General features: G+C 73.2%; 11 protein-coding genes. 4 read left to right on the top strand and 7 right to left on the bottom strand.

Annotated features, from left to right (window positions below; genetic code table 11):
- Positions 1-241: 241 nt before the first annotated feature.
- Entirely contained in the window at positions 242-841 is a 600-nt protein-coding gene (locus EJC51_RS48620) for a hypothetical protein (protein WP_244362564.1), read from the top strand.
- Here the strand turns inward: EJC51_RS48620 and EJC51_RS08250 are convergent, their stop codons facing one another.
- The 3 genes from EJC51_RS08250 to EJC51_RS08240 all read right to left on the bottom strand — a co-directional run bounded on the left by EJC51_RS08250 (position 842) and on the right by EJC51_RS08240 (position 6,465).
- A complete protein-coding gene (locus EJC51_RS08250) occupies positions 842-2,182 on the bottom strand; it encodes an esterase-like activity of phytase family protein (RefSeq protein ID WP_126270458.1) in 1,341 nt (446 codons plus the stop codon).
- A 135-nt stretch (positions 2,183-2,317) separates the two neighbouring features.
- On the bottom strand, positions 2,318-3,595 hold the full coding sequence (locus tag EJC51_RS08245; RefSeq protein ID WP_126270457.1) for an SWIM zinc finger family protein: 1,278 nt from the start codon (positions 3,593-3,595) through the stop codon (positions 2,318-2,320).
- Complete coding sequence (locus EJC51_RS08240) at positions 3,592-6,465, bottom strand: DEAD/DEAH box helicase (RefSeq protein ID WP_126270456.1); 2,874 nt, start codon at positions 6,463-6,465, stop codon at positions 3,592-3,594. The genes EJC51_RS08245 and EJC51_RS08240 overlap by 4 nt, the downstream gene beginning before the upstream one ends.
- A gap of 306 nt (positions 6,466-6,771) precedes the next feature.
- Here EJC51_RS08240 and EJC51_RS08235 point away from each other — a divergent pair, with 306 nt between their 5' ends.
- Positions 6,772-6,954 carry a hypothetical protein gene (locus EJC51_RS08235; RefSeq protein ID WP_059198412.1) on the top strand — a complete coding sequence of 61 codons (183 nt, stop codon included), beginning with the start codon at positions 6,772-6,774 and terminating at the stop codon, positions 6,952-6,954.
- Positions 6,955-6,964: 10 nt separating this feature from the next.
- On the opposite strand, the gene EJC51_RS08230 is transcribed toward EJC51_RS08235, so the two are convergent.
- The 3 genes from EJC51_RS08230 to EJC51_RS08220 form a co-directional block, all read right to left on the bottom strand.
- Positions 6,965-8,368: a tannase/feruloyl esterase family alpha/beta hydrolase gene (locus tag EJC51_RS08230; protein ID WP_126270455.1), complete on the bottom strand. Its 1,404-nt coding sequence runs from the start codon at positions 8,366-8,368 to the stop codon at positions 6,965-6,967.
- A gap of 160 nt (positions 8,369-8,528) precedes the next feature.
- Positions 8,529-9,371: a hypothetical protein gene (locus EJC51_RS08225; protein ID WP_126270454.1), complete on the bottom strand. Its 843-nt coding sequence runs from the start codon at positions 9,369-9,371 to the stop codon at positions 8,529-8,531.
- A 133-nt stretch (positions 9,372-9,504) separates the two neighbouring features.
- Positions 9,505-9,801, bottom strand: a complete 297-nt coding sequence (locus EJC51_RS08220; protein ID WP_126270453.1) for a hypothetical protein — start codon at positions 9,799-9,801, stop codon at positions 9,505-9,507.
- 103 nt (positions 9,802-9,904) lie between these two features.
- Between EJC51_RS08220 and EJC51_RS08215 the strand changes: the two genes are divergently transcribed.
- Positions 9,905-10,801: an oxygenase MpaB family protein gene (locus tag EJC51_RS08215; protein WP_165951358.1), complete on the top strand. Its 897-nt coding sequence runs from the start codon at positions 9,905-9,907 to the stop codon at positions 10,799-10,801.
- On the opposite strand, the gene EJC51_RS08210 is transcribed toward EJC51_RS08215, so the two are convergent.
- On the bottom strand, positions 10,787-11,311 hold the full coding sequence (locus EJC51_RS08210; RefSeq protein ID WP_126270452.1) for a PadR family transcriptional regulator: 525 nt from the start codon (positions 11,309-11,311) through the stop codon (positions 10,787-10,789). The genes EJC51_RS08215 and EJC51_RS08210 overlap by 15 nt on opposite strands.
- Positions 11,312-11,420: 109 nt before the next feature.
- On the opposite strand from EJC51_RS08210, the gene EJC51_RS08205 reads away from it, so the two are divergent.
- Positions 11,421-12,176 carry an alpha/beta fold hydrolase gene (locus EJC51_RS08205; RefSeq protein WP_126270451.1) on the top strand — a complete coding sequence of 252 codons (756 nt, stop codon included), beginning with the start codon at positions 11,421-11,423 and terminating at the stop codon, positions 12,174-12,176.
- Positions 12,177-12,179: the final 3 nt, after the last annotated feature.

Raw genomic sequence — 12,179 nt, 5'->3', positions numbered from 1 at the left:
GCCGCCCGGGCCGCCGGGTGGCACACCGCCTTCCGGCGGCGGTTTCGGACCGCCTCCTGAGGGCTTCGGCCCCGGGTCAGGAGGGGGCTACGGGCCTCCCGGAGGGTACGGCCCTCCTCCCGGGGGCAACGGCCCGCCCTCCTACGGAGGATGGCAGCCGCCCCCGCCTCCGCCGGACCCGCCCGAGGGTCCGGGCGGGCGGCGCGGTCCGGGACGCAACCCGCTGTTCATCCTGCTCGCCGTGCTCGCGGTGGGCGCCGCCGTGGCCGCCGTCGTCCTGATGGGGGCCGGGGGCGACGACTCACCCGACGACGACAAGCCCACTGCCGGCGCGAGCAGTTCGCCCAGCCCCACGCTGAGCCTGCCGAGCGAGCTGCCCAGCAAGCTCCCCAGCGAGGTGCCTTCGCGGCTGCCGTCGCAGTTCCCCACCGAGCTGCCGAGCGAGTTCCCCAGCGGTCTGGAGTCGCTGATCCCGTCCCTGGCGGCCGACGAGATGCCGTACTACCTGCTCCAGGCGGGCGACTGCTTCGACACCGACGCCGCCCGGCCCGGACAGGCCGCCAAGCGCTCCTGCCAGGAGCCGCACGACGCCGAGGTCGTGAAAGTGACGGAACTGGAAGGCGACTACGCGACCGACAGCGCCCTGAAGAAGGCCGCCTCGGACCTGTGCGAGCAGACCCTGGACAGCAAGGCGGAAAGCCAGCCCGAGGACACCGTGCGCGGCATCCTCGTGCAGTACCCGGACACCACCGGCTACCGCGTCGGCATCGACGACGTCGCGTGCAGCCTGGCCGCCGACACGGGTGCCGGCAGCCGAAAGCTCACGCAACCCTTGAAGTGATCAGATCCCGCGCGGCAGCCGCACGTACGTCACCGTCGTCTCCACCCCGCTGTCGACCAGCCGGCCCTGCGCGTCGAACGCGCCCGCGCCGTCGGTCATCCCGAAGTCGTTGTCGTTGATCAGGGCGAGCGTGTCGTGGTCCACGCGCGCGATCCCCTCGATCTTCCCGGGCACCCCGTCGACCGTCCCCAGGTCGACGACGAGGCGCTTGCCCAGCACCGGCACCCCCGCGGCGGCCGGGTCGTCGAGCTGCTCCAGCGACGGGGACGTCGTGTCGTCGTCATAGGCGCCGCCGAGGATGTCCGCGTCCCGCCCCAGGCGCACGAGCTGAAGCCGCGCGGCCTTGTCGGTGCGCTCCTCGACCAGCAGCCGGTCGCCGCCCACGGCGACCACCGAGGAGATCTTCAGCTCCGAGGTGTCGTCCTCGCTCGGGTCGACGACGTCCACCGGGTCGAACCGGTACGCGTACTCGGCCGTGACGGCCTGCTTCCTGGGCGAGAACCGCAGCAGCCGGGTCGTGCGCGACGCCTCGCCCGCGGCGGTGTCCGGCAGGGACAGCGGGCTCTGCACCGCCATCACCAGGTCGCCGCACGGGAGTTGGGCGAGCCCCTCGAAACCGCGGTTGATCTTCCGGTGCAGCAGCACGGAGGGCAGTGCCTCGACCACCGGGTAGTCGGTGCCGGTGAGGTTCAGCCCTCGTGGCACATACCGGGTGAGTACCTTCCCGCGCGCGGAGACGTGCACGAGACTCGGCCCGTACTCGTCCACGAGCCAGAAACTCCCGTCCGCGGCCCGCACGATGCCCTCGGTGTCCAGCCCGTTCGGGTCGTACGCCAGCCGCGTCCGCGCGTCATAGGTGTACGGCGCCTCGTCGCGTCCTTCCTGGTCGGGCAACCCGGTGACGGGCTTGCCGGACGAGGTCGTGATCGGGATCGCGTCCAGCACCTCGACGGCGTCCCCGGACACTCTGATCCGCACGATCGCCGGGTCGAAGCCCGGCACGGGGAACGTGCGGCGCTTCTTGCCGTCGATCTTGATCTGGCCGTTGGGGCCGCGATCGGTGACCGTCCAGAACTCGCCTCTGCGGCCTGCCGGGTAGAGGTCGCTGCCGATGCCGCCGAGGTCCACGCCCCGGTCGTCGTCCACCGTGCCGGGCAGCAGCGTGTTGCTGAAGGTGCCCAACGGGATGTCCCCGAGGGTCGCGGTACGTGTCACGTGCGCCGCCTCGGGCGTGGCTCCTTCGGCGGGGGCGGCCGCCACGAGCGCGGCCAGCACGAGGAGGGGCACGCCCGCCGCGACGGAACGGTGGACGCGGCGCCGGCCGGTGGCGTGCGGGGACATCAGGCCTCCTGGGAACAAGTGTGCTGACAGCGGCCAGATTTGGGCCCCGCTCGGAACGCCGTACGACGGCCGGGTGAACGGCGTGTGGCGGGGGCTCGTCGAGCTCGCGTGCGGCACTTCGACGAGCCCCGGATGTCACCCCGTGGTGGCGGCCTCTTCCGCCGAAGACAGCGCCGTCGCAGGGTCGTTGGCCGACGCCCCGGCCGGCACCCAGCGTCCCCGCTCCTCCCGGTAGGGCCACCAGCGGCCGTCGCGCCCCAGGCGCAGCTGGCTCCGGCCGTCGGCGACCGTCCATCGACAGCCCCGCGCGGACAGCGACGGCCGTTCGTCCTCGTCCCATGCCGCGTCGAGGACGGCACGCGCGCGTGCGAGCTCCTCGCCCTCGACCGTGTGTTCCTCCTCCAGCACGGACAACGCGGCCACTCCGCCGTACCGCCACGCGCGCACGGCCGTCTCCAGCTCCTGCGCGTCCCGCCCCGAGCCCGCGGCCAACCGCTCGGCCACGGCCCCGCCGGGGTCGCCGAGCGCGAGCCGGACCGCGTCCTGTCCGAGCGTCAACTCCTCCTCCGCGGCTCCCTGTTCACGCAACGCCTCGATCAGCAGCCGGTGCGCCTCCGCGGCGGTCCGGGCCGCGAGGTACTCCAAGGCGGACGGGTCGACGTCGGGCGGGGCCGGTGTCCCGGTGTCCAGGGACGGCGGTATGCCCGGTTCCGCGGGGAGTTCCGGCAGCGCCGGGAGCGGCGGCAGGATGTCCCCGGCCGCGAACGCCTCCGCCGCGTCCACGCCGTCCTGCCGGGCAGGCGCTGCGACCGGCGCGGGCGCCGCGGTACGGGCCTGGAGGTCGTCCAGCACGGCCCGTTCGGAGCGTCCGCGCATCAGCAGCAGGACGAAGGGGTCCTGGTCCAGCAGGCGTGCCACCTGGTGGCAGAGCGCCGCCGTGTGCCCGCAGTGGTCCCAGGCGCCGCAGTCGCACTCCGGCTCCAGATCGCCCAGGCCCGGCAGCAGGTCGACGCCCGCGGCCGCCGCGTCCTCGACCAGGTGCGGAGGCATCTCGCGGTCCAGGAGCGCCGCGATGTGCCCGGCCCGCTCCACGGCCGTCTCCAGGAAGCGGTCCCACTGTTCGCCGGACAACTGCTCCAGCAGCACGTCCGCCCGGTGCGGGGTGCGGTCGCGGTCCTGGACGACGGCCGTGATCCTGCCCGGCCGCACCGACACCGCGCCGACGGCCCCCGCGCGCGCGAGCGCGCGTCCGGTCTTCACCTGCCGCGTGTCCAGCGCGGTGTCCTCCAGCGCCTTCAGCCAGGCCTGCCCCCACCAGGTCCGGGCGAAGCCCCGCCCCTGCGCGGGCGGGAACGCGGCGAACGTCCGCTCCGTCGTCCCGTCGTACGGGTTCGTCTCGTCGTACGTGTTCATCGCGCGCCCCCTCGCAGTGCGACCAGGTCGGCCAGCTCGGCGTCCGTCAGCTCCGTGAGCCCCGCCTCGCCCGCGCCGAGCACCGCATCGGCCAACTCCCGCTTGCGGCTGAGCATGTCGGCGATGCGGTCCTCGATCGTGCCCTCGGCGATCAGCCGGTGCACCTGCACGGGCCGGTTCTGGCCGATGCGGTACGCGCGGTCGGTGGCCTGCGCCTCGACGGCGGGGTTCCACCAGCGGTCGTAGTGCACGACATGCTCGGCCCGGGTCAGGTTCAGTCCGGTCCCGGCCGCCTTCAACGACAGCAGGAAGACCGGTACCTCACCGTCCTGGAAGCGCTGCACCATCGCCTCGCGCGCGGCGATCGGCGTCCCCCCGTGCAGGAACTGCGAGGACACTCCCCGCCCGGCGAGGTGTCGCTCGATGAGCCGGGCCATCCGCACGTACTGCGTGAAGACCAGCACGCCCGCCCCCTCGGCGAGGATCGTGTCGAGCAGCTCGTCGAGCAGCTCCAGCTTGCCGGACCGTCCGGCGATGGCCGGCTGCTCCTCCTTGAGGAACTGCGCCGGGTGGTTGCAGATCTGCTTGAGGCCGGTGAGCAGCTTCACGATGAGTCCGCGGCGCGCCATGCTGTCGGCGCCGGAGATCTCCGCCAGCGTCTCGCGCACCACGGCCTCGTACAGACCGGCCTGTTCCGCGGTGAGCGAGACGGCGCGATCGGTCTCCGTCTTCGGCGGCAGCTCCGGGGCGATCCCCGGATCCGACTTGCGGCGGCGCAGCAGGAAGGGGCGCACGAGCCGCGAGAGCCGTTCGGCGGCGGCCGGGTCCTGGCCGCCCTCCACGGCCTGCGCGTAACGGGTGCGGAAGGTGCCGAGGCGGCCCAGCAGACCGGGGGTCGTCCAGTCGAGGATGGCCCACAGCTCGGACAGGTTGTTCTCCACCGGGGTGCCGGTGAGCGCCACACGCGCGCGTGCGTCGATGGACCGCAGCTGCCGTGCCGTCGCCGAGTACGGGTTCTTCACGTGCTGGGCCTCGTCCGTCACGACCATGCCCCACGACACGGCGGCCAGCCGGCCCGCGTCGAGCCGCATCGTGCCGTAGGTGGTGAGGACGAACTCCCCGTCCGCGAGGGCGTCCAGGTCCCGGCGCGGCCCGTGGAAGCGGCGCACGGGCGTGCCGGGCGCGAACTTCTCGATCTCGCGCTGCCAGTTGCCCATCAGGGACGTCGGACACACCACGAGACTGGGACCGGCGGCCGAGGGATCGGTCTGCCGGTGCAGATGAAGGGCGATGAGGGTGATGGTCTTGCCGAGTCCCATGTCGTCGGCGAGACAGCAGCCCAGCCCCAGGGAGGTCATCCGGGCCAGCCAGTCCAGGCCCCGCCGCTGGTAGTCGCGCAGGGTCGCCGCGAGCGCCGCGGGCTGCTCGACGGGCTCCTGCGTCTCCGGGGCCGCGAGACGTTCCCGCAGGCTCGCCAGCCACCCCGTGGGCTGTACGTCGACCCGGCGGCCGTCGACCTCCGTGGAGCCGGTGAGAGCGGCGGCCAGCGCGTCGATCGGGGTGACCTTGCGGTCCTGCCGGTCGCGGGCCCGGCGCACCTCCTGGGGGTCGATGAGGACCCACTGGTCACGCAGCCGTACCACCGGGCGGTTGGCCTCGGCGAGCCGGTCCAGTTCCTCGCGCGTGAGCCGCTGCCCGCCCAGCACGAACGACCAGTTGAACGCCAGCAGCGCGTCTGCGGACAGGAACGACGGAGCGTCGGAGAAGGCCCTCCCGGGGCCCGACTCCTCGTCCGGCGGGCCGACCACCGCGCGGGCCGTCAGCTTGCGGGCCAGCTCCTTGGGCCAGTGGACGTCGACCCCGGCGGCGCCGAGCGACCGGGCGCCCTCCGTGAGGAGGTCGGTGATCTCGTCGTCGGCGAGTTCGACGGCGTCCGGCACGGGCGCCGACAGCAGGGGCGCGAGCGGAGGCCAGGCGCGTGCCGCGCGGCGCAGCGCCAGCAGCGCGTCCATCCGCGCGCGCGTGCCGAACGCTTCCTGGGCGCCGGTCCACACCGCGGCGGCGTCCGCGACCAGACCCGGATCGCTCACGCTGTGCACCTGCGGTACGGCCCGGAAGACCAGGCCCGCGTCCTCCTGCGTCGCCGACTCCAGGCCGGGCACCTCGATCCGCAGCGACAACCGCACACCGGCGTCATGGCCCGCGGCCACATCGGCGGCCCAGGGGCGCAGGCCGGGCAGGTGCCGGGGTTCCGGCACGGCGTAGGCGGGCCCGCCCGTCACGAGCGAGGCCGCGGGGGAGCGGGGCAGGGCGTCGGCCACCGCGTCCAGGAAGGCCCGCAGCAGCCGCTCGGGGTCGGGCAGGCGCAGGGCGTCGAAGTCGCCCGACGGCTCGCCGCCACCCAGAGGCACGGCGTGCGCCTCGGGCGGCATCGCGGCGGCGAGTGCGCGGATGCGCTCCACGTCCTCGGAGCGCAGCGGCCCCGCCCGCCACGCGTCGTGGTCGCCCTCGGACAGGCCGGGCAGCAGCAGCCCGCGCGCCGCCAGTTGGAGCGCGTGCACGGCGGCCGCGCCCCAGAACACGGCCGCCCGGTGGCCGTCGGCCACGGCACGCGCACGCGTGAGGACGGGTAGCGCCGACCGTACGGGCAGCAGCACCGCCGGCACGACCACCGCCGCCACGCCGCCCTCGCCGGGCACGACGACGCTCAGGTCCTCCACGGTCCCCGACGCGACACCGGGCGGCGCGTCGGCCTCGGGGTCCCAGAAGGCGACGCGGCCGGTACGAGCCGGGTCGCCGGGCACGAACACGGCACAGCAGCGGGCCAGTTGAGAGATCTCGGACGGTGTTGCCGCGGGAATCCTCGGCACAGGAATGCAGCACTCCTCAAATTTGACTACTCGATGCGCGATGGCCGAGGGTACAGCACGGCCAGGGGGAGCCCGGCATGACCCGGCTGTGAACCGGGTCACTTCGGCATGCGGATGGGTATCCCCGTCTCAGGGACGTGCGTCTCAGGGACGTGCGTCTCAGGGACGTGCGTCTCAGGGACGTGCGTCTCAGGGACGTGTAGGGGTCGCTCCTCAGGGACGTCTCAGGGTCGTGGTGCGGAACCGCGGGGAGCCCGGGCCCGTTTTCAGGACAGAGAGCGGCAGTGGCCGCGAAGGAGGCGACACATGTCGAAGAACGCGAAGATCGCCGCAGGCGGTGTGGCGGTAGGCATCATCCTGCTGTTCTGGCTGCCGTGGTGGGCCGCGCTCCTGATCGTCCTGGGAGTCCCGGCCGCCGCGTACCTCACGCTGGACCCCTCGCAGCGGCGCAGGCTGCGCCGTGTCACACGCAAGGAGCTCGGTCGCTGAGACCCGCGGGCTACCGGGCCGCCGCGGCCCGGTGGTCCAGGGCGCAGGAGTCGACCACGTCGCCGCTCGCGGGCCGGTCCACGACCTGGTCCGCGGGCGGCGGGGTGCCCCGCTCCACCCACGTCACCAGCGCGTCGAAGGCCGTCCGGTAGCACGGCAGGATCGGACGCAGCCGGTCCGGATAGGTGTCGTACAGCCCGTCGACGTGGGTGCCGCCCTGGACCGTGTAGTAGCGGTGGAGACGCCCCTTCCCGCGCGCGTCGATCATCCGGGCGTACACGTCGGAGTCCGCCGCCTTGGGCAGCAGCGCGTCCAGGTCGCCGTGGAGCGTGATCAGCGGGCGTCCGATGCGACCGGTCAGCGCGACCCTGGCCACGGCGCGCCGGACCGACTCGGGGCGCGACGCCAGGTCGTAGGCGGCGTCCGTGGCACAGGGCGCCAGGATCTGTTCCGTGGTCGTCCCGGCCGTCGGACCCGGGCAGTCGGGGTCGTAGGCCGGGTCGAACTCGGCGCGGTAGATCTTCTGCGTGACACCCCAGTAGGCCTTCTCGTGGTACGGCCACAGGAACTCGGAGCCGCGCGCGAACCCCACCGCGTACAGGTCGTCGTCCGTCGCCGAACCCGTCATGCGGGCCACGGCGGTGGGCAGCGAGGTGAGCAGGCCGGTGCCGTCCTCGGTCCACAGGGCGCCTTCCCAGTCCACGCCGCCGTCGTACAGCTCCGGGTGGTTCTCCAGCTGCCAGCGCGTCAGATAGCCGCCGTTGGAGATCCCGGTCATGTACGTCCGTCGAGGTGACCGCCCGTAGTGCTGGGCGACGGCGCGCTGGGCCGCGCGCGTGAGCTGGGTGGTGCGCGTGTTCCACTCGACGACCGCGTCACCGGGGCGGGTGCCGTCGCGGTAGAAGTCGGTGCCGTTGTTGCCCTTGTCCGTCGCGGCGTACGCGTAGCCCTGGGCGAGCACCCGGTCGGAGATCGCCTTGTCCGTCGCGTACTGCCTGCGCGTCCCCGGGGCGCCCGTGACGACCAGCCCGCCGTTCCAGTGGTCCGGCAACCGGATCACGAACTGGGCGTCGTGCCGCCAGCCGTGGGTGGCGTTGAAGCGCGACGAGTCCGGGAAGTAGCCGTCGATCTGCACGCCGGGCACCCCGGACGGTGTCCGTGTCCCCTGGGCCGTGAGCCCGGCCTGGTCGGCCGGGTCGGTGTACGGCGTACCGGCGAGCCCGGTCGTCGTCAGGTCCGCGAGGCAGGCGCTCTGCTGGAAGGCCGCGCCCGGTACGCGCGTCCGCTCCTGGTGTGCGCAGTGACCGGCCTCGACGCCCGCGCCCGCGGCGGGAGCCGGCAGGGCGAGGGCTGCCGTGAGGGCGGTCGCCACCAGGGCGGGGGCGACGACGGGAACACCTCGGGACACACGCATGACCGGCCTCCAGGACGGGACGGGGAGTCGAGAGCTGCCCCATCGTGCGAGTGCGCCGCCGGGTCATCCATGGGGTGGGACCACATGGAATGACGCCGCGGCATGGGTGTTCCGCCGCGCACCGCCGGTCAGTTGGATCAGCCGTCCCGGCCGGCCCCGCTCAGAGCGGCCGTACCGCCATCTTGTCGAGCGCCTCCAGCAGCCCCGGAAGCTCCGGGCCGCGGCCGACCGGGAGGACCTCGCCCGGTTCCTCGTCCAGCAGGACGAAGGCGATGTCGTCCGTCCTGGCCACGAGCGACCAGCCGGGGCCGTCCGCGCGCAGCGTGCGGGCGTCTCCGGGCGCGAACGACGACCGGACCCGGCCCAGGGGCGGCGGCGTGTCCACGTACCCGCGGGCCTCCGCCAGAACGCGCCGAACGCCCTGGTGGCCGCCGGTGCCCTCGGCCTTCTCCGAGTTCTCCGCCGCCGCTGCGGCCTCGGCCGCCGCCCCCGGCATCGGGAACTCCGCGTCGTCGATCTGCTCCCGCCACAGCGACCACTGGACGGCGATCTCGTCAGCGCCCAGGCGGCGCTGGGCCGGCCCCCACGTGGAGGTGTCCGGCGGCGTCAGCGGCGCGCGGTCCGCCACCTCCGGGCCGGGATCGTGCGGAGCGGGCACGCCCGGCGCGGCGACGGCCACGGCGAGCGGCCAGCCCGGCAGGGCGGCGACGACCGTGTGCTCGTCGGGAGACAGCTCGTACTCCATGCCGCAGTCCCATGACGCGATGGCGACGGCGACCAGCGAGACGTCGTCGATGACGACCGTCCAGCGGGAGCCGTCGCCGTCCTGGCCGAGCACCAGGCCGTACCCGTCGGCGAGCGGCGCGAGACCGAGCGCCGCGCAGGCCTCCGGATAGTCGTCGCCCAGCACGCTCGGGAACTTCGCCGGCGTCAGCAGCACCGCCGTGAGCACATAGAGCGCATCGTCCGCGGCGGCGACGGCGTCCTCGTCCGTCCCGGCCATCCCAGCCTCCCCATCGGTTCGTCCAACGGCGCGCACCCTAGTGCGAGCGGAAGCAGCTTGTCACGACTCCCATGCACCCCGGAGCTGCAGTTTTCCGGTCGGACGGGGCGAATCGACCGCGGTTGGCCCGCCTTCAGGCCGCCGGAAGCCCCAGCAGGGCGCGGGCCACGGTCTGCGGCGACTCGTCGCGCTCCCGCGCGAGCGCGATGACGGCCCGGCACGCCAGCTCGCTCACCCCGAAGGACAACGCTTCCGGCGACACCCAGCCCGCGGCCTCGTCGATCTGCTCCTGGTCGTCCTCCGCGCAGGCCGACACGTAGGCCGCCGCGGCCTCGAACAGGTTGTGCGTGCGCTTGTCCCGGCCGCTGTCGATGTCGGCGCGCACGGTGTTGACGAATCTGGTGACTGACTTGCGCATCCTGCCCCACATGCTGACCACCTTCCCCCTGCGTGGTGTGTCGCCTGTACTGATCGTTCATCTCCTCCTACTCAACGTAGAGTTGGAGCCTCGACGGCAGAAGGGGGACGTCGCGGTGAAGCGGTTCGAGCGGCTCCGGCGGATACGGCGGATGGACCCGTACCAGGACGCCTCGGAGATCTACCGGCTGATGGCCGCGTACGAGTTCCCCTGGGACTTCACCCGCTCCCTGGAGCTGGCCCTCTACCGCACCTACGCCGTCCCGAGCATCGGCCGGCTGCTCGCCGAGACGGCGGAGCTCACGGACCGGACGCAGAAGCGGTACGACGACACCTCGCTGCTCCTGGACGCCGTCGTCGAGCACGGCTTCGGCAGCGAGGAGAGCCGTACGGCGATCCGCCGCATCAACCAGATGCACCGCAGCTACGACATCACGAACGACGACATGCGCTACGTCCTGTGCACGTTCGTGGTGATGCCCAGACGGTGGATCGACACCTACGCGTGGCGTCGACTGTCCCGTCACGAGATCGTCGCCTCGGTCGTCCACTACCGCACCCTGGGGCGGCACATGGGCATCACGGACCTCCCCGGGAGCTACGAGGAGTTCGAGGACTGCCTCGACGCCTACGAGCAGGCCCACTTCGGCTGGGACGAGGGGGCGCGGCGCGTCTCGGACGCCACGCTCGACCTGATGGCGTCCTGGTACCCACGCCCCCTGGCGCCCCTGCTGCGGACCGCGACGCTCGCCCTCCTCGACGAACCCCTGCTGCGCGCCTTCCGCTATCCGGCTCCGGGCGCGGCGACCCGCGGGCTCGTGCGGGGCGCCGTACGCCTGCGCGGCCGCGCGGTCCGGCTGCTCCCGCCGCGCAGCGCACCGCACTTCGCCCGGCAGAACTGGGAGATCAAGGGCTACCCGGACGGCTACCGGCTGGCGGACCTGGGCACCCGCCCCGTTCCGGGGGTACGCGGATGCCCCGTACGGCATCGGGACGGTTCAGCCGTCGAGTGAGGCCAGGGTGTCCCGCAGCCAGCCGAGTTCGGCGCGGGACGTCGCGCGCGCGATCGTCAGGATCCCGCGCCGGAAGGGATCGTCCAACTCCTCGGCGCTCAGGGGCCGGTCACCCTCGTAGAAGAAGCTCGCCGGCTCCTCCAGGAACGCCAGCCTGCGCCGCAGCACGGCCGCCTGCGCGGGCGCGTCCTCCAGGTGCCGGAGGAACGCGAGCAGCGTGAACCAGCGGTTCTCGTCGGTGATGTCGCGCTGCACCGGCTCGGCGAGTCGCCGGCGCAGCTCGTGACGGCCGTCCTCGGTGAGGGTCAGCACGTGCCGTGGCGCGGCGACGGAACCGGGCTCCGTCGCGCGATCCAGCAGCCCGGCCTTCTCCAGCCGCTTGATCGCCGGGTAGAGCGTGCTCTCGGCGATCGGTTTCACGTGCCCGGTGAGCGCGGTGATGCGTTTGCGCAGCTCGTAACCGTGCAGGGGGGCGTCGTACAGGAATCCGAGGATGGCGAGCTCCAGCATGCCCGCATTCTGTCGTATCCGCGGTGTACATCGCTCAGTGGATACCTCGACTTCTCTATACCTCGTAACCGATGTATTGTCGCCGCTGACGCCGACGAGGGAGGACGCGATGCAGCAGGCCGAGTTCGACAGCAAGGGAAGCCGTATCCGCTGGACGGAGATGCCCGGCGAGGAACCCGCGCGCGTGTACGTGCACGGGCTGGGGGCGATGTCCTCCGTGTACCACGCCCACATCGCCGCCCGGCCCGAACTCGCGGGCCGGCGCAGCCTGTTCGTGGATCTGCCCGGGCACGGCCTCAGCGACCGGCCCGAGCACTTCGGCTACACGCTGGAGGAGCATGCCGACGCCCTGGCGGCGGCACTGGACGCGGCGGAGCTCACCGGCGCCGAGGTGATCGGGCACAGCATGGGCGGCGCCGTCGCGATCGTGCTCGCCCACCGGCGGCCCGAACTGGTCTCCCGCCTGGTGCTCACCGAGGCCAACCTGGACGCCTCCCCGCCGCCGGCCGCGGGCAGCAGCGGCATCGCCTCCCACGAGGAGGACGCCTTCGTCGACGGTGGCCACGCGCGCGTGCTGGAAGCGGTCGGACCGCTGTGGGCCGCGACCATGCGGCTGGCCGACCCGCGCGCCCTGCACCGCTCGGCGGTCGGGCTGCGGCGCGGTTCCGACCCCGTGATGCGCACGATCCTCGAAGGGCTCACCGTCGACCGCGTGTACCTGCAGGGCGAGTCGAGCGGCGAACTCGAGGGCAGGGAGCGGCTGGAGAAGGCGGGCGTGCGGGTGCTGACCGTGCCCGGCGCCGGCCACAACGTCATGTTCGACAACCCCGAGGCGTTCGTGGCCGCGGTCGCCGGACCGGCGTGAGGA

It is taken from the genome of Streptomyces aquilus, from assembly GCF_003955715.1.
GTDB lineage: Bacteria > Actinomycetota > Actinomycetes > Streptomycetales > Streptomycetaceae > Streptomyces > Streptomyces aquilus.
Note: the sequence above shows the minus strand (reverse complement) of the source record. Positions and strands in the feature narration are given on the sequence as shown.

Excerpts from the sequence above, each read along its gene's own strand:
- EJC51_RS08210 (WP_126270452.1), bottom strand. The coding sequence starts at position 11,311 with ATGCTGGAGCTCGCCATCCTCGGATTCCTGTACGACGCCCCCCTGCAC.
- EJC51_RS08245 (WP_126270457.1), bottom strand. The coding sequence starts at position 3,595 with ATGAACACGTACGACGAGACGAACCCGTACGACGGGACGACGGAGCGG.
- EJC51_RS08220 (WP_126270453.1), bottom strand. The coding sequence starts at position 9,801 with ATGTGGGGCAGGATGCGCAAGTCAGTCACCAGATTCGTCAACACCGTG.
- EJC51_RS08250 (WP_126270458.1), bottom strand. The coding sequence starts at position 2,182 with ATGTCCCCGCACGCCACCGGCCGGCGCCGCGTCCACCGTTCCGTCGCG.
- EJC51_RS08230 (WP_126270455.1), bottom strand. The coding sequence starts at position 8,368 with ATGCGTGTGTCCCGAGGTGTTCCCGTCGTCGCCCCCGCCCTGGTGGCG.
- EJC51_RS08235 (WP_059198412.1), top strand. The coding sequence starts at position 6,772 with ATGTCGAAGAACGCGAAGATCGCCGCAGGCGGTGTGGCGGTAGGCATC.
- EJC51_RS08205 (WP_126270451.1), top strand. The coding sequence starts at position 11,421 with ATGCAGCAGGCCGAGTTCGACAGCAAGGGAAGCCGTATCCGCTGGACG.
- EJC51_RS08225 (WP_126270454.1), bottom strand. The coding sequence starts at position 9,371 with ATGGCCGGGACGGACGAGGACGCCGTCGCCGCCGCGGACGATGCGCTC.